Below are 16,508 nucleotides of genomic sequence, written 5' to 3'. Positions count from 1 at the left end.
TGCCGCAGGGACTGCGGGCGCCCGCCGCCTGGGCCGGCGCCCGCGTCAGGACAATCGGTGCCCGACACGGGCATATCGCGCGGAACACGCCGGCGTCAGGCACCCTGCGGGAGCCTGACGCCGGCGTGAGGAACGTATCGCTTCGTATCGGGTGTCAGACTCCCGCAGGGTGCCTGACACCAATGGCGCAAGCCGGTCAGTTCTTGGACTTGTCCACCAGCTTGTTGGCGGCGATCCAGGGCATCATGGCGCGCAGCTTGCCGCCGACCTGCTCGATCTGCGATTCGGCGTTGATGCGGCGGCGCGAGGTCAGCGTGGGGGCGCCGGCGGCGTTTTCCAGGATGAACTTCTTGGCGTATTCGCCGGTCTGGATCGCGACCAGGGCTTCGCGCATGGCCTGGCGGGTCTGTTCCGTGACGATCTTGGGGCCGGTCTCGTATTCGCCGAACTCGGCGTTGTTGGAGATCGAGTAATTCATGTTGGCGATGCCGCCCTCGTAGATCAGGTCGACGATCAGCTTGAGCTCGTGGAGGCACTCGAAATAGGCCATTTCGGGCGCGTAGCCGGCTTCCACCAGGGTGTCGAAGCCGGCCTTGATCAGCTCGACGGTGCCGCCGCACAGCACGGCCTGCTCGCCGAACAGGTCGGTTTCGGTTTCTTCACGGAAGTTGGTCTCGATGATGCCGGCGCGGCCGCCGCCGTTGGCGCTGGCGTACGACAGCGCCACGTCGCGGGCGGAGCCGGACTTGTCCTGGTAGACGGCCACCAGGTGGGGCACGCCGCCGCCCTGCGAATAGGTGGAACGGACGGTGTGGCCGGGCGCCTTGGGGGCGATCATGATGACGTCGATGTCGTCGCGCGGCACGACCTGGCCGTAGTGCACGTTGAAGCCATGGGCGAACGCCAGCGCGGCGCCGGCCTTGATGTTGGCGTGCACTTCGTTGCGGTACACGGCGGCGATGTTCTCGTCGGGCAGCAGCATCATGACCACGTCGGCGGCCTTGACGGCCTCGGCCACTTCCTTGACTTCCAGGCCGGCGTTGGCGGCCTTCTTCCAGGAGGCGCCGTCCTTGCGCAGGCCGACCACCACTTTCACGCCCGAGTCGTGCAGGTTCAGCGCGTGGGCGTGGCCTTGCGAGCCGTAGCCGATGATGGCGACGGTCTTGCCCTTGACGAGGGACAGGTCGCAGTCTTTGTCGTAGAAAACTTTCATGTCGTGTGCTCCGGATTATTCGATTTCAGTTTGATGTTGGTAGGGTGACGCCCGGACAGGTCGATCAGATTTTCAGGATCCGTTCGCCGCGCCCGATGCCGGACACGCCGGTGCGCACGGTTTCCAGGATGGCGCTGCGGTCCAGGGCGTCGATGAACGCCTGGATCTTTTCCTGCACGCCGGTCAGCTCGATCGTGTAGGACTTGTCGGTGACGTCGATGATGCGGCCGCGGAAGATGTCGGCCATGCGCTTCATTTCCTCGCGCTCCTTGCCGACCGCGCGCACCTTGATGAGCATGAGCTCGCGCTCGATGTGCGCGCCCTCGGTGAGGTCGACCACCTTGACCACGTCCACCAGGCGGTTCAGGTGCTTGGTGATCTGCTCGATGATCTCGTCCGACCCGACCGTGACCACGGTCAGGCGCGACAGCGTGGCGTCCTCGGTGGGCGCGACGGTCAGGGTCTCGATGTTGTAGCCGCGCGCCGAGAACAGCCCGACCACGCGCGACAGCGCGCCGGGTTCGTTTTCCATGAGCACGGAAATCACGTGTTTCATGATCGCCCTCCTTACAGGTCTTCAGAGCCGAGCAGCATCTCGGTCAGCCCGCGGCCGGCCTTCACCATGGGCCACACGTTCTCGGTGCGGTCGGTGATGAAGTCCAGGAAGACCAGGCGATCCTTGTGCTTCTTGAATGCTTCGCGCAGCGCCGGCTCGACGTCGGCCGGGCGCTCGATGCGCAGGCCCACGTGGCCGTAGGCCTCGGCCACCTTGACGAAGTCCGGCAGCGAATCCATGTACGACTCGGAATAGCGCGAGCCGTAATCGATCTGCTGCCACTGCCGGACCATGCCGAGGAACCGGTTGTTCAGGCAGACGATCTTGGGCGTCAGGTGGTACTGGTGGCAGGTGGACAGTTCCTGGATGTTCATCTGGATCGACGCCTCGCCGGTGATGACGGCGATGTCCGCGCCCGGATTGGCCATCTGCACGCCCATGGCGTACGGCAGGCCCACGCCCATGGTGCCCAGGCCGCCGGAGTTGATCCAGCGGCGCGGCTTGTCGAACTTGTAGTACTGCGCCGCCCACATCTGGTGCTGGCCCACGTCGGAGGTGACGAAGGCGTCGCCGCCGGTCACTTCCCAGAGCTTTTCCACCACGTACTGCGGCTTGATGACCTCGTCGGAATTGGCGTACTTCAGGCATTCCTTGGCGCGCCAGGCGTCGATCTGCTGCCACCATTTGTCCAGCGGCGCCGGCTTGGCGTCGGCGCGGGCGATGTCGTATTGCGCGCTGAGATCGGCCAGGACGTCCTTGACGTTGCCGACGATCGGCACGTCGACCCGCACGCGCTTGGAGATGGACGACGGGTCGATGTCGATGTGGATGATCTTGCGCGCGTTCTGCGCGAAGTGGCGCGGGTTGCCGATGACGCGGTCGTCGAAGCGCGCGCCCACCGCCAGCAGCACGTCGCAGTGCTGCATGGCCATGTTGGCCTCGTAGGTGCCGTGCATGCCGGGCATGCCGACGAACTGGCGGCTGGTGCCGGCCAGCCCGCCCAGCCCCATCAGGGTGTTGGTGCAGGGCGCGCCGAGCTGCTCGACCACGCGGCGCAGTTCGGCGGCGGCGTCGGACAGGATGACCCCGCCGCCGGCGTAGATCATCGGGCGCTCGGCGGCCAGCAGCATCTGCACGGCTTTCTTGATCTGCCCCTGGTGGCCTTTGTTGACCGGCGCGTACGAGCGCATGGCGATCTCGCCCTTGGGCGGCACGTACTTGCAGGGCGCCAGGCTGACATCCTTGGGGATGTCGACCAGCACCGGGCCGGGACGGCCGGTGCGGGCGATGTAGAAGGCCCGCCGCATGGTCTCGGCCAGGTCCTTGACGTCGCGCACCAGGAAGTTGTGCTTGACGCACGGCCGGGTGATGCCGACCGTGTCGCATTCCTGGAACGCGTCTTCGCCGATGGCCGCGGTCGGCACCTGGCCGCTGATGATGACCAGCGGGATCGAGTCCATGTAGGCGGTGGCGATGCCGGTGACGGCATTGGTGACGCCCGGACCGCTGGTGACGATGCACACGCCCACCTTCTGCGACGCGCGCGAATAGGCGTCGGCCGCGTGCACGGCAGCCTGCTCGTGGCGCACCAGGATGTGCTGGAACTTGTCTTGCTTGAAAATCGCGTCGTAGATGTACAGCACCGCGCCGCCAGGGTAGCCGAAGACGTGCTCGACGCCCTCATCGGCCAGGCAGCGCACGACGATATCGGCGCCTATGGTTTCCATGTTGTATTCCTTTCAGTACCGGCCCTGTTTTCCTGACCGTTGCTCGCCCGGATACGACGGCAACTGAACCCGGACCGGTACCGACAACATGACCCGGCGCTTTGTGACTCACGGAGCCACGCCACCCGGACACCTTGCCGACCCGGCACGCGTTCGTCGGGAACGCAGCGCAAACGCCCCTGGGGGACGCTGGAGGTCGAAATGGAAGCCTTGGCAACACACGCTTGTGGCGCGGCCAACGGCAGTATTGCTGGGGCGCAGCACCCGGAATGTAGCCCGGGCGGCACGCTTGCCTGGACGCCGGCATCGGATAGGCAGGCCGGCGCAAGGCAGCAAATTTACCGCGTTGCGGCATCGGGAGCAAATCGCTCGCCGCCGCCGATCCGGCCCCCAAAACCCGCGCATCTTTCTATACTTGGCCGGTCGCCCTTCAAAAGCCGCCCCTTCCATGGATTTGCGCATCGCCAGCATTCCGCGTTTTCTCTATAGCCACTACTTCTTCGGCGGCGTGCGGCAAGGCGTGGGCATGCTGCTGCCAGTGCTGGTGCTGGGCGGGCTGTTCGGCGAATACGGCTTCGGCCTGGTGGCCACGTTCGGGGCGCAATGCCTGGCCATCATCGACCAGCCGGGCGGGCCGCAGCGGCACCGCACCAACGAGATGCTGGGCGGGGCGCTCCTGGCCACCACCACGGTCACCATCACCGGCGCGGCGTCCACCTACCCCGTACTGCTGTGGCTGGCGGTGATCGGCCAGTGCTTCCTGTTCCCGATGTTCTCGGTGTTCGGCAAGCGCGGCGGCCTGATCGGCTTCGCCGGGCTGCTGATCATGACCCTGACCATGCACTCGCCGCTGGCGCCCAGCCAGGTGCTGGCGCACTCGGCCGCCACGCTGGGCGGCGCATTGTTCTACCTGGCCTTCAGCCTGGGATTCAGCCGCATCTTCTGGCTGCGCGAGGAACGCCAGGCGATGTCGGTGGCACTGTTCGCCACCGCCGACTACATGGCGGCCCGCAGCCGCTTCTACGACGAGACCACCGACCTGGACGACACCTACCGGGCGCTGATCCAGTCGCAATCGATCATGACCGAACGCCACCAGGCCGCGCGCGATATCGTGCTGCGCACCCTGCCGCGCGGGCACGGCTACCGCGACCGCGAACGCGTCATGCTGTGGAACATGTTCGTGGACATGCTGCAGCTGCTGGACACGCTGGTGGCGACCCACACCGACTATGCCTCGCTGCGGCGGGCGCTGGCGGGCCACGACTGTCTGATGTTCATGCGCGACGCGCTGACCAAGATGGCGCTGGAGCTCAACCGGATCGCGCTGGATGTCTCGCGCGGGCGCCACGTGCAGTACCGCAGCAGCACCAAGGCGGAGCTGCGCGCCATCGAGTACGAGATCGAGCAGTTCAAGCGCGACGGCATGGGCGAGCGCGAGCCGGAGATGCTCGCGCTGATCGTGCAGGTGTTGCGGCGGCTGCGCAACGCCGCGCGCATCGTCGGCAAGCTGGCCGACCACACCGCGGCCCGGCCGGATGCGCAGCCCACCAGCGAACTGCGCATCGACAAATCGCTGACCCGCTTCATGTCGCGCCAGGAACTGCGCCTGGGCATGCTGACCAGCAACCTGCGGCTGGACTCGCCCTACTTCCGCTACGCGATGCGCGTGGCGCTGGCCGCCGCCATCGCCCTGGGCGTGACCGGCCAGTTCATGGGGGCGCAATTCGCCACCGCGCACAGCTACTGGGTGCTGCTGACCATCATCATCATCATGAAGCCCGGTTTCGCCCTGACCCGCCAGCGCAACGGCTGGCGCCTGACGGGCACGCTGATCGGCTGCCTGCTGGCGCTGCTGCTGTTCCACTTCACGCAGCGCCCGGCGGCGCTGTTCACCGTGCTGCTGGTGGCGTGCATCATGGGCAACAGCCTGGTCCAGCTCAATTACATGGCCAGTGCGATCTTCAATACGCTGTTCGTGGTGATGGTGTTCCACTTCGTGGCGCCGGGCACCGTGTCGATGGAAGTGATCGGCGAGCGCGCCCTCGATACCGCGCTGGGCTGCGCCATCGCGCTGGTGTGCAGCTATGTGCTGCCATGGTGGGAAGCCCGCTACATGAAGTCGCTGGCGCGCGCCGCCGTCAACGCCAACCGCGAGTACCTGCGCACCGGCCTGCGCTACGCCGAGGCGGTGCGGGCCCAGTCGCTCGAGGCCCAGGCGTCGGCCGATACCCTGTCGGTGGCGGACGCCGACATCGCCTGGCGGCTGGCGCGCAAGAACGTGCATATCGCCTTCAGCAATTTCGCCGAGGCGTTCTACCGGATGATGAGCGAACCGCGCTCGCACCAGGCCAATGTGCCGGAGTTCAACAACCTGCTGATCCAGAATCACATCATGGCCTCGCAGATTACCGCGGCGATCCCCTTGCTGGCCGGCCTGAAGCAGCCGCCCGAGTCGATGCAGCAGGCATTCGCCGGCATGGCCGACCTGCTGGACGAGAGCCGGCCGGCGCCGGACGAGCTGCCCAGCCAGTTCGACACCGGCGGCGAACTGGCCGCGCTGGCCTATCCGTTGAAGCAGATGCTGCGCGCCGCGACGCAGATCCGCCAGGAGATGACGGCGGTCGCCGACCCGCCGCGCGGCCGCCCGGCCGTGGCGGCGGCCTGAGCGGGGGCCGCTGCGGAACACCAGGGGCCGCCCCGCAGGTATCGCAGGTGTCGGACACCTTTTTGATGCGGGACACCAACGGTCGAGCTCGCCGCAGGTGCCAGATACCCCCAGGGGTGTCTGGCACCCTTTTCAGGCGCCCCCGGTGTCCGACACCATCGTATTGCGCCGGCGCTTCGGCCAGAAGTACCAGGCCGCCGCCGCCACTTGCAGGGCCAGCACCACGCCCCAGGCGGCAAGATGCGCCGCGGGCGGATACGCCCCGCCCTGCCGGGGCCAGAGGTCGACGATCCAGCCGATGCCGACCTGGCACAGGAAGATGGTCAGGAACATCAGCAAGTTGGTGGTGGAGGCGACGCGCCCCAGCAGTTCCGGGGGAAACTCGCCGGCCAGCAGCGCGTACACCAGGATGTTGGCCGAGCCGAACGCGCCGTAGCAGGCCCACAGCACTTCCGGCGCGATGGGCGCGCGCGCCATGATCAGCGCCTGCGTGGCCAGGAACAGCAGCATGCAGAGGCCGCCGAAGCCGTACAGCCCCAGGCCGAGCCGCTCCATGCGGCGGGCCATGGCGCCCAGGCCCACGTTGCCGGCCATCATGGCGAAGCCCAACAGCGACACCAGCGCGGCGGCGTGCGCGGCGTCGAAGCCGTTGACCTCGATCAGGTAGGGGCGCACCCATAGCGACTGCACGCCGTAGAACGCCCCGCCGGTCATGACGGGCAGCGAGACCAGCCGCCAATAGCGGCTGTCGCGCAACAAGGCGCAGGTGCCGCGCCATTGCTCGCCCAGGCCGGGCGGATGGCGATGGCGGGCCGCCTCGCGCGGCGCGCCGAACCAGAGCAGCGCCGAGACAGCCAGCGTGAAGAACGCCAGGCCGATGCTGACGGCCTGCCATGACGTGCGCCCCAGCAGCCACGACAGGGGCGAGCCGACCAGCACGCCGCCCAGCCCGCCGACGGCCATGACCAGCCCGTTGACCATGGGCAGGCGCGCCAGCGGGAAGGTCTGCGCCAGGGCCTGGAAGGCCGCCCCCAGGCACACGCAGACGCCGGCGCCGATCAGCAGGCGTCCCGCCATCAGGCCCGCCAGCGAGTCCGACAGGCCATACACCAGCGTGCCCGCCGCGGCGACCACCAGCATCAGCGCGTTGACGCGCCGCGGCCCCCAGGTGTCGAGGAACAGCCCGGCCGGGATCTGCATCAGCGCAAAGCCCAGGAAGTACAGGCTGGTCAGCGTGCCCAGGTCGGCGGCCGACAGGTTCAGCTCCTGGGTCAGGTACGGACCGAAGCCGATGTTGACACCGCGGAACAGGTACGAGACCAGGTATCCCAGCGAAAAGAACAGGAAGACGCGCAGGCCGGCGGACATGGTTGGCGGATGGTCAGGCCTTGCGGCGGAACACCAGCTTGTCCGCCGTCGATGCCGCGGCGTCGTAGGCGTAGCCCTCGCTGTCGAAGCCCTGCAAGCCCTCGGGCTTGGCAACCTTGTGCTCGATGGCATAGCGGGCCATCAGCCCGCGCGCGCGCTTGGCGTGGAAGCTGATCACCTTCCAGGTGCCGTTCTTCCAGTCCTGGAACACGCACTGCACCACGCGGGCCTTCAGCACCTTGAGATCGACCGCCTTGAAATACTCTTCCGAGGCCAGGTTGACCACGATGGGCGATTTCTTGCCGGCCAGCCGCTCGTTGAGGTGGTCGGCAATGGTGCTGCCCCAGTATTCATACAGGTTCTTGCCCTTGGCGGTGGCCAGGCGCGTGCCCATTTCCAGGCGGTACGGCTGCATCAGATCGAGCGGCCGCAGCACGCCGTACAGGCCGCTCAGGATGGCGACGTGTTCCTGCGCCCAGTCCAGCCGCGCGGCCGACAGGGTGCCGGCCTGCAGGCCTTCGTAGACGTCGCCGTTGAACGCCAGCACGGCCTGGCGGGCATTGTGCTGGGTGAACTTGCGCGACCAGGCGGCATAGCGCCCCACGTTGAGCTCGGCCAGGGCCGGGCTCAGGCTCATCAGCTCGGCCACGTCGGACGCCGACAAAGTCTTGAGCACCTTGATCAGGGCGGCGGCCTGGTCCACGAAGAGCGGCTGGGTATGGTGCTCGATGTGCACCGGCGTGTCGTAATCCAGTTTCTTGGCGGGGGAAAGCAAAAACAGCATGTTGCGGGGTTCCTTGGTTTTCTGTGCGTCAGTGCGGGATCAGCGCGCCGTCCAGCCGCCGTCGACGGAGATCGTGGTGCCGGTGATCTGGGCCGCGGCGTCCGAGGCCAGGAACACGGCCGTGCCGCCCAGTTGTTCGGGGGTCACGAATTGCAGCGACGGCTGCTTCTCGCTGAGCAGCTCGCGGGCAGCGGCTTCCTGGTCGACCTGCTGTTGCTGGGCCAGGGCGCTGATCTGCTTTTCGACCAGGGCGGTGCGCACCCAGCCCGGGCAGATGGCGTTGGCGGTGACGCCGGTGCCGGCGGTTTCGAGCGCGGTGACCTTGGTCAGCCCGACCACGCCATGCTTGGCCGCCACGTAGGCCGATTTGCTGGCCGAGCCCACCAGGCCGTGCGCCGAGGCGATGTTGATGATGCGGCCCCAGCCCTGCTTTTTCATGTGCGGCAGCGCGGCGGCCGAGCCGTGGAACACCGCCGAGAGGTTGAGCGCCAGGATGGCGTCCCATTTCTCGACCGGGAAGTCCTCGATCAGCGCGGTGTGCTGGATGCCGGCGTTGTTGACCAGGATGTCGATGCGGCCCAGCGACTGCACGGTGTTGGCGACCAGTTGCCGCACGGCCTCGCCGCGCGACAGATCGGCGCCGTCGTATAGCACCCGCACGCCATGCTCGCCGGCCAGGCCGGCCCGCACTTTCTCGATCTCGGCGGCATCGCCGAAGCCGTTCAAGACGATGTCGGCGCCCTGCTGGGCGAACGCGGTGGCGATGCCCAGGCCGATACCGCTGGTGGAGCCAGTGACGACTGCGACTTTTCCTTTGAGCATGCGAATTCTCCTGTGTGGAATCGGGCCGCGCCCGGGATCGAAGGCCGGGCTCAAGTGTAGCCGCCGCGCGCGTTACAAGGGGCGGGCGGTGGAGTGGGTGGCTTGACGTCTTGTGAGGCGGAGGTTGGAGGTTCGCTGAGCGTCCAGGCCGGGGTTGGGCGTGCGGGCCGGCATGCGCTGCCGGCTGCCCTGCCCGTGGCCGAGACAGGCCAGGATTTTTTCTGATATAGTTGCGGTCTTCGTTTTTTCGGAGACGAAGGTCCGTACGTTTGCCAGACGACCACGGCGCCCTGCGCCGCGGGCAGCGTACCCGCCGGATTGCATTCATCCGGCAAGGAAAGCGGACACCGGAGAGGTGGCAGAGTGGTCGAATGTACCTGACTCGAAATCAGGCGTACGGTTTCCCCGTACCGTGGGTTCGAATCCCACCCTCTCCGCCAGTTTTTGCCCAGGCAAGCCCTGACCAATACGAAAGCCCCGTAAATTCACCGAATTACGGGGCTTTTTCTTGCTGGGCCTGGCGTGTTATTGCGCGTCGCCCGGCAGCCGGCGCCATTGCCCCGGCGTCATGCCCATCCTGTCGGCGAACACCCGGCGGAATGCCGCCACGGATTGATACCCGACCGACTCGGCCACGGCCTCGGTGGTCCGCCCCGGCTGCTTCAGCGCGTTGGCGGCCAGGCTCATCCGGATATCGGTGAGCAGCTCGATGGCCGAGCGCCCCAGCTTGTCCTGGAAGTGCCGCATGAAGGTGGCGCGCGACATACTGCACAAGCCGGCCAGCTCGGGCAGGCTCCAGGGCCGCGCCGGATCGGCGAGCATGGCCGAAATAGCCGGGGCAAGGCGCGAATGGCCCGCCAGCGCCAATAAGCCCGCCGGGGCCTGCCCGGATTCGCTGGCCGCGCGGAGCACCAGGGCGAATAACGCCGAGGTGAGCGCATTGAGCATGGCGTATCCCCCCCAGCCGGCCGCTGGCCGATTCCGCCCGCATCAGTCCTACCAGGCTGGCGAGGTGATTCGAGGCGGACCCGGCGGCTTGTCCGCCATCGCCGTCCATCGCCTTCACCACCAGGTTGGGGGGCAGATAGTCGCGAATCAGCCGGTCATGCGGCGGCTCGATGAAAAAGCGCCCGCACAACATGTCCAGGCGCTCGCCCTGCCCGTCATTTTCCTTGAGCATCCATCCCCAGGCGCCCTGGCGGTCGTGGACCCGCCCCGGCGGTTGCCCGCTGCCATCGTGCAGCACGTGCGCCGAGCCGCTGGGCAGCAGCACAATGTCGCCGTCCGTGAGTTCCCGGGCTGTCCTGGTATCTGGGTGTTCGATGATGGCCCGGCCCTTGAGCACGATGTGATACGGGATCTCGTGCGCCTCGGATCGGGGCCAGGCCACGCGCCATGGCGCACCGTAGACGCAGCGGACTTCCAGCCGCCCCGTGACGGTGATGATTTTCAGAAGATGGCTCAGCCAGTCGACTTCGGACATATGAACGCGCGCTCGAGTGCTTCCAGATCGTATCGCAGTTGGGCAGCGGCCGGCCCGGCCCTAAGCCGCCGCCTTCAGCCCACGCTGCACTCCCGGACGCGCGAGGCCTTGCTCGAGCCAGCGCCGGACATGCCCATAGCGGTCGAAGCTGACAATCTCCCGCGCTTCATAGAAGCCGATCAGGTTGCGCACCCAGCCCAGCAACGAGATATCGGCGATGCTGTAGCCGTCGCCCATCACCCAGTCCCGGCCCGCCAGCCGGGCGTCGAGCACGCCGAGCAGCCGCGCCGATTCTTTCGCATATCGCTCCAGGGGCCGCTTGTCTGCATACTCCTTGCCGGCGAACTTGTTGAAGAATCCGACCTGGCCGAACATCGGCCCGACGCCGCCCATTTGCCACATCAGCCACTGGATCGTCTCGTAGCGCGCGGCCGGATCGGTGGAGAGCAACTGCCCCGTCTTGTCGGCGAGGTAGATCAGGATCGCGCCGGACTCGAACAAGGCCAGCGGCCGGCCACCCGGCCCGTGGGGATCGTAGATCGCCGGAATCTTGCCGTTGGGATTGAGCGCGAGAAACGCCGGCTCATGGCTCTCGTTCGCCGCAATGTCGATGCGGTGCGCCTCATAGGCCAGGCCTGTTTCCTCCAGCATGATGCCGACCTTCACGCCGTTGGGCGTAGGCAGGGAAAATAGCTGGAGCCGGTCGGGATGCCGCGCCGGCCAGCGCGCGAAAATCGGATGATCGGGCAACACTTGCGTACTCCTGGATAAGCGGCCGCGCCGCGCCCCGGCGCGGCCGGACAGTTTTCAGACCGCGCCAGCCGGCGCCACGGCGGGAAAGTCCTTCTCGGGATCGAACACGTTATTGAAGAAGTTCGTCAGGGAATACATGGCCACCAGCGCGACAATCTCCATGATGTTGGCATCCGTGTAGCCGGCATCGCGGACAGCAGCCAGATCGGTGTCGCTGACCTTGCCACGGACCTGGATCACCTTGCGGGCGAACTGGATAGCGGCATCCCGCTTCGGATCATTGGCATGGCCCTTGCGCGCAAGCACCACCTCGTCGGCCGGCAGCCTGGCCATGTGCTCGGCCGTATAGCTGTGGACCGCCAGACAGTAATCGCAGCCGTTCACTTCGGACACGGCCAGGCCGATGCTGTCGCGCGTCTTCACGTCGAGCGCCTTGCTCAGCGAGCCGAGCAGTGTGGCCCAGGCGTTGAACGCAATCGGGCTTTGCGCGAAAGCCGCCATCATGTTGGGAGTGAACCCGAGGTTCCTCGTGAATGCGTCGAGAGTCGCTTTCGACGCGGTGGGCACTTGTTCCGGCTTGAGAGCGGCGGTTCTGGTCATGGTGTTTCTCCTTAGGCTGTCGAGTCGGGTTGGGGGGGTTAAACAAGGTCCAGCACTTCGTCCACGGGGCGGCGCGGCTTCTGCGCCCAGTTGCCGGCACGTTCCGCCCCGATGGACAACAGCATGACCGGCACTTCGTTCTCGGCCAGCCTGAACTCGCCGGCTACCGCCTCGGCGTCGAAACCGATCATCGGCGTCGACCCCAGGCCCAGCGAGCGGGCCGCATAGATCATTGCCGCCGCACCGAAGGTGCCGGTGCGCACGGCCTCGTCGCGCTGCAGCTGCGGGTCCTCGGCATACAGGCCGCGCGCGGGGTTTTCCCATTCCGGCACCATCGCCGCCGGCATGACGCCTGCTTGCACCAGCGGCGCCAGGCGCTCGGGGATGACGCTGGAATCGGCCAGTACGCCGCAGACGATGAATGTCACGGCCGCATCGGTGATAGCGGGCTGGTTCCAGGCGATCGGCAGCAGCCGCGCCTTGGCTTCGGGCGTGCGGACGGCGATAAAACGCCAGTTCTGCATGTGGAAAGAGGTGGGCGCGGTGGTGCCGATGCGCACCAGCTCGCGGATCTGGTCATCGCTCAGAACGGCGGCGGGGTCGTAGTACTTGGCGGCGCTGCGGCTCAAGATGCATTCAATGACGGCATTGGTCACGGTGGTTCCTATGGGCGGAGGTGATCAGGAGCCTCCACTGTAGGATCATTGAATGCGCATTTCGAGACGGAATTTGCTCAATAAAATGCCCAAAAGGATCATTCTGGACACGACGGAGCGCCTGCCGGTTTGCGCCCTTCCCCTTTCATGACCAGTTCCTGGATACGACAAGGCCCCTTGCGGGGCCTCGTGGTGTACAGCCGTGGCACTGGCGCACGGCTTACGCGGCGCACACGACAGCTCAACGGATCACGGCCGTGCCCTCGATGACGATGCCCGGCTCGACCGGATAAACGGGATAGCCCGGCACGATGACGGGCTGGCGGTAACGGGGCGCCTTGCACTTGCGCTCTTCCTTGTAGTCGCCGTTGCCCTTCCATTTCCGCTCGACCTTGCAGTGGCCGTCCCAGTATTCTTCCTTGTGGTCGCCGCCGTGGTAATGGCCGCCGTAATAGCGGTCGCCATGCCCCGATTCGTCTTTCCATGGGTCGGCCATGGCGGCGGGCGCCAGCAGCGCCGCCGCGACGGCGAACATACCCAGCACCGTTGTCTTTTTCATGCGAGCCTCTTGTGGCGATTTCTCACGGCGGAGCATAGGCTGCCGCCTCGCAAAGCCGCTGTCCGTTTGTTACATAATGGCTCGCAAGATTGCCAACGCCGGCCGGCCGCTCCTGACAGTCGCGCGGGCTTACAATCCTTGCAAGCGTATCCGCGCACTCTAGACACCCAGGCGTATGCAACTGCTCTACGACACGCTCGTACTGTTCGACTGGCTCATCAACCTGTTCTGAACGCCTTTTTGCGGCGCCCTGACAGGCCGGGCAGGCGCCTGCCGCCAGGCGCCGTCGTGCCATCCCGCCTAGTCTTCCTCGACGAAGGTCTCCTCACGCTTCTTGCGGATCGACGGCAGCGCAACCACCAGCACCAGCAATAGCGCGGCGGCCAGCAGCGAGGCCGACAACGGCCGGTCGACAAAGGTGAGGAAATCGCCCCGCGACAGCAGCAGGGCACGCCGGAAGTTCTCCTCCATCATCGGGCCGAGCACCAGGCCCAGCAGCAGCGGGGCGCCTTCGCACTTCAGCTTGGACCAGACATAGCCCACCACGCCGAAGATGGCGGTGATGAAGATGTCGAAGGTGTTGTAGTTCAGCGAATAGACCCCGATGGTGCAGAACACCAGGATGGCCGGGAACAAAATGCGGTAGGGCACCTTCAGCAGCTTGATCCAGATGCCGATCAGCGGCAGGTTCAGCACCACCAGCATCAGGTTGCCGATCCACATCGAGGCGATCAGGCCCCAGAACAGCTCCGGATGGCTGGTCATGACTTGCGGGCCGGGCTGGATGTTGTGGATGGTCATCGCGCCGACCATCAACGCCATCACGGCGTTGCCCGGGATGCCCAGGGTCAGCAGCGGGATGAACGAGGTCTGCGCGGCCGCGTTGTTGGCCGATTCCGGGCCGGCCACGCCGGCCGGGTGGCCCTTGCCGAAGCGTTCGGGGTTCTTGGACAGCTTCTTTTCCAGGGTGTAGGACGCGAACGACGACAGCACCGCCCCGCCGCCCGGCAGGATGCCGAGGAACGATCCCATGGCGGTGCCGCGCAGCACGGCCGGATAGGATTCGCGGAACTCCTCGCGGTTGGGGTATAGCGTGCCCACCTTGTCAGTGATCTCGACACGATTCTCGCGCTGTTCCAGGTTGTTCATGATCTCGGCGAAGCCGAACACGCCCATGGCCACGATGGCGAAGTCGATGCCGTCCTGCAGCTCGGGGATGCCGAAGTCGAAGCGGGCCACGCCGGAGTTCACGTCGGTGCCCACCATGCCCAGCAGCAGGCCCAGGATGATCATGGCGATGGCCTTGATGAGCGAGCCCGAGGCCAGCACCACGGCGCCCACCAGGCCCAGGGTCATCAGCGAGAAGTACTCGGCGGGGCCGAACTTGAACGCCACTTCGGCCAGCGGCGGCGCGAAGGCGGCCAGCATGAGCGTGGCCACGCAGCCGGCGAAGAACGAGCCAAGCGCGGCGATGGCCAGCGCGGCGCCGGCGCGCCCGTTGCGCGCCATCTGGTGGCCGTCGAGCACGGTCACCACCGCGGAGGTCTCGCCTGGCAGCGCCACCAGGATGGCGGTGGTCGAGCCGCCATACTGCGCGCCGTAGTAGATGCCCGCCAGCATGATCAAGCCGGCGGTCGGCGGCAACACGTAGGTGATCGGCAGCAGCATGGCGATGGTCGGCACGGGGCCGATGCCCGGCAACACGCCGATCAGGGTTCCAAGCAGCGCTCCGAGGAGCGCATAGGCGAGGTTCTCGGGCGTGAACGCCACCGAAAAACCCAGCATCAGGTGATCGAACAATTCCATGGTCCGTTGCTCCTCAGTTCATGCCCAGAAACGACGGCCACAGCGGGAAGATCAGCCCCAGCCCCTTGACGAATGCCAGGTACGAGAACACCACCAGGAAGATGCCGTTGGCGACGGCGACCTTCCAGCTGAAATCGTGGCTCGCCACGCTGCTGATCACCACCAGCAGGAATGTCGCCAGGTACACGCCCAGCGGCCGCAGTAGCAATCCATACAGAATGACCGCGCCGATGATGACCGCGAGGATGCGCCAGTCAAAGCGGTCGACATGGTTTTCCTCCGCCTCGGGCGACAGCGCGGTCAGCGCCACCACCACCCCCAGCAGGGCCAGCACCACGCCCAGCCAGAACGGGAAATAGCCCGGCCCCATGCGGGCCGCGGTGCCCATCTGGTAGCCGGCCGCCACGACAGCAAAGAAAACGCCTATGGCCAGGAACATGATCCCTGACCAGAAGTCCTGCCTTGACCTGATTCTCATGAAAGCTCCTCTTCGTTCTCCCGGGGCTCTTGAAGGCCGGCGCATGTATGCCGCCGTGCATACGGAAGAAGCGAAAGAGAATAAAGAGTGCCGGCCGCGCCAGAAATTACGGAATCATTAGGGTTTGGCAATGTGCGGGAAAACGCGCGCTTCCAGCGCCGCCGCTGGGCTAGAATTTTTCACTGTGATAATGACTGGCACGGGAGTCGAGATGCGACGCTGCCTCATCGTGGAAGACGACGCCGACAACGCCCGCTACATCGCCAATGGCCTGGAAGAACTGGGCTACGCATCGTTTGTCAGCATGGACGGCTCCACCGCCCTGCAGCGCGCCACCACCGAGCACTGGGACGCCATCATCCTCGACCGCATGCTGCCCAACGATGTCGACGGCCTCTCCATCCTCTGGTCGATGCGCGCCCTGGGCAAGAAGACGCCGGTCCTGGTGCTGAGCGCGCTCACCGCCATGGACGAACGCGTACGCGGCCTGAAGGCCGGCGGCGACGACTACCTGACCAAGCCGTTCGCCTTTCCGGAGCTCGCCGCGCGGGTCGAGGCGCTGATCCGCCGCAGCGCGGCGGGCTACGAGCAGCGCCAGTTGAACATGGCGGACCTGTCGCTGGACCTGGTCACCGGCCGGGTCACCCGCGGCGGCCGGACCGTGGTGCTGCAGCCGCGCGAATACAAGCTGCTGACCTACATGATGAACAACCCCGACCAGGTGCTGACCCGCACCATGCTGTTGGCCACGGTATGGGGGTATCACTACGACCCGCAGACCAACGTCATCGACGTGCACATCAGCCGGCTGCGCCAGAAAATCGACGGCCAGTCGGATCTGCCGCTGATCCACACCGTGCGCGGCGTGGGCTACCGCATGTCTGCCACCGCCGACCCCGACGACCGCGCGGCTCCCGGCTGACGCGCCGCCTTGCCAAACCATAATGCTGTGGTAATGCCGCGCCGGGGACACCCTGGTTAGCATGCGCGAAAGGATTCCAGCTTGGTGGAATCGCATGCAGACGAGGTGCTCAC

General features: G+C 66.3%; 14 protein-coding genes, 1 tRNA gene and 1 pseudogene. 3 read left to right on the top strand and 13 right to left on the bottom strand.

Translation table 11 applies throughout. The features are described 5' to 3' along the window. Positions 1-196: 196 nt before the first annotated feature. From ilvC to CAL24_RS05200, 3 genes are all read right to left on the bottom strand, one after another. On the bottom strand, positions 197-1,213 hold the full coding sequence (gene ilvC, locus CAL24_RS05210) for a ketol-acid reductoisomerase (protein WP_028356518.1): 1,017 nt from the start codon (positions 1,211-1,213) through the stop codon (positions 197-199). 64 nt (positions 1,214-1,277) lie between these two features. Further along, a complete protein-coding gene (gene ilvN / locus CAL24_RS05205) occupies positions 1,278-1,769 on the bottom strand; it encodes an acetolactate synthase small subunit (protein WP_028356519.1) in 492 nt (163 codons plus the stop codon). A gap of 11 nt (positions 1,770-1,780) precedes the next feature. Beyond that, positions 1,781-3,496 carry an acetolactate synthase 3 catalytic subunit gene (locus CAL24_RS05200; RefSeq protein ID WP_094805916.1) on the bottom strand — a complete coding sequence of 572 codons (1,716 nt, stop codon included), beginning with the start codon at positions 3,494-3,496 and terminating at the stop codon, positions 1,781-1,783. 448 nt (positions 3,497-3,944) lie between these two features. On the opposite strand from CAL24_RS05200, the gene CAL24_RS05195 reads away from it, so the two are divergent. Continuing rightward, on the top strand, positions 3,945-6,164 hold the full coding sequence (locus CAL24_RS05195) for an FUSC family protein (protein WP_094805915.1): 2,220 nt from the start codon (positions 3,945-3,947) through the stop codon (positions 6,162-6,164). 132 nt (positions 6,165-6,296) lie between these two features. On the opposite strand, the gene CAL24_RS05190 is transcribed toward CAL24_RS05195, so the two are convergent. From CAL24_RS05190 to CAL24_RS05180, 3 genes are read right to left on the bottom strand one after another with little or no spacing between them, the layout of a single operon-like run. Beyond that, positions 6,297-7,532, bottom strand: a complete 1,236-nt coding sequence (locus CAL24_RS05190) for an MFS transporter (protein ID WP_028356522.1) — start codon at positions 7,530-7,532, stop codon at positions 6,297-6,299. A gap of 13 nt (positions 7,533-7,545) precedes the next feature. Continuing rightward, positions 7,546-8,316 carry a peroxide stress protein YaaA gene (gene yaaA, locus CAL24_RS05185; RefSeq protein ID WP_094805914.1) on the bottom strand — a complete coding sequence of 257 codons (771 nt, stop codon included), beginning with the start codon at positions 8,314-8,316 and terminating at the stop codon, positions 7,546-7,548. Positions 8,317-8,355: 39 nt separating this feature from the next. Then, positions 8,356-9,138: a 3-hydroxybutyrate dehydrogenase gene (locus tag CAL24_RS05180; RefSeq protein WP_094805913.1), complete on the bottom strand. Its 783-nt coding sequence runs from the start codon at positions 9,136-9,138 to the stop codon at positions 8,356-8,358. Positions 9,139-9,487: 349 nt separating this feature from the next. Between CAL24_RS05180 and CAL24_RS05175 the strand changes: the two genes are divergently transcribed. Next, positions 9,488-9,578: transfer RNA gene (locus CAL24_RS05175), tRNA-Ser, on the top strand. An 85-nt stretch (positions 9,579-9,663) separates the two neighbouring features. On the opposite strand, the pseudogene CAL24_RS05170 reads toward CAL24_RS05175, so the two are convergent. From CAL24_RS05170 to CAL24_RS05140, 7 genes and pseudogenes are all read right to left on the bottom strand, one after another. Next, a pseudogene (locus CAL24_RS05170) lies at positions 9,664-10,621 on the bottom strand (cupin domain-containing protein). A gap of 60 nt (positions 10,622-10,681) precedes the next feature. Next, positions 10,682-11,374: a glutathione S-transferase N-terminal domain-containing protein gene (locus CAL24_RS05165; RefSeq protein ID WP_094805912.1), complete on the bottom strand. Its 693-nt coding sequence runs from the start codon at positions 11,372-11,374 to the stop codon at positions 10,682-10,684. 54 nt (positions 11,375-11,428) lie between these two features. Then, entirely contained in the window at positions 11,429-11,974 is a 546-nt protein-coding gene (locus CAL24_RS05160) for a carboxymuconolactone decarboxylase family protein (protein ID WP_094805911.1), read from the bottom strand. A gap of 38 nt (positions 11,975-12,012) precedes the next feature. After that, positions 12,013-12,630 (bottom strand): nitroreductase family protein, encoded by a 618-nt coding sequence (locus CAL24_RS05155; protein ID WP_094805910.1) that lies wholly within the window; start codon positions 12,628-12,630, stop codon positions 12,013-12,015. A gap of 241 nt (positions 12,631-12,871) precedes the next feature. Beyond that, positions 12,872-13,189 carry a hypothetical protein gene (locus CAL24_RS05150; RefSeq protein ID WP_432759278.1) on the bottom strand — a complete coding sequence of 106 codons (318 nt, stop codon included), beginning with the start codon at positions 13,187-13,189 and terminating at the stop codon, positions 12,872-12,874. A 300-nt stretch (positions 13,190-13,489) separates the two neighbouring features. After that, positions 13,490-14,995 (bottom strand): tripartite tricarboxylate transporter permease, encoded by a 1,506-nt coding sequence (locus CAL24_RS05145; protein WP_094805908.1) that lies wholly within the window; start codon positions 14,993-14,995, stop codon positions 13,490-13,492. Between the two features lie 13 nt (positions 14,996-15,008). Beyond that, positions 15,009-15,473, bottom strand: coding sequence for a tripartite tricarboxylate transporter TctB family protein (locus tag CAL24_RS05140; protein ID WP_094805907.1), 465 nt, complete (start codon positions 15,471-15,473; stop codon positions 15,009-15,011). 211 nt (positions 15,474-15,684) lie between these two features. Between CAL24_RS05140 and CAL24_RS05135 the strand changes: the two genes are divergently transcribed. Continuing rightward, positions 15,685-16,395, top strand: a complete 711-nt coding sequence (locus tag CAL24_RS05135; protein WP_094805906.1) for a response regulator transcription factor — start codon at positions 15,685-15,687, stop codon at positions 16,393-16,395. Positions 16,396-16,508 lie beyond the last annotated feature (113 nt).

Source organism: Bordetella genomosp. 2, assembly GCF_002261345.1.
GTDB lineage: Bacteria > Pseudomonadota > Gammaproteobacteria > Burkholderiales > Burkholderiaceae_B > Bordetella_A.
Note: the sequence above shows the minus strand (reverse complement) of the source record. Positions and strands in the feature narration are given on the sequence as shown.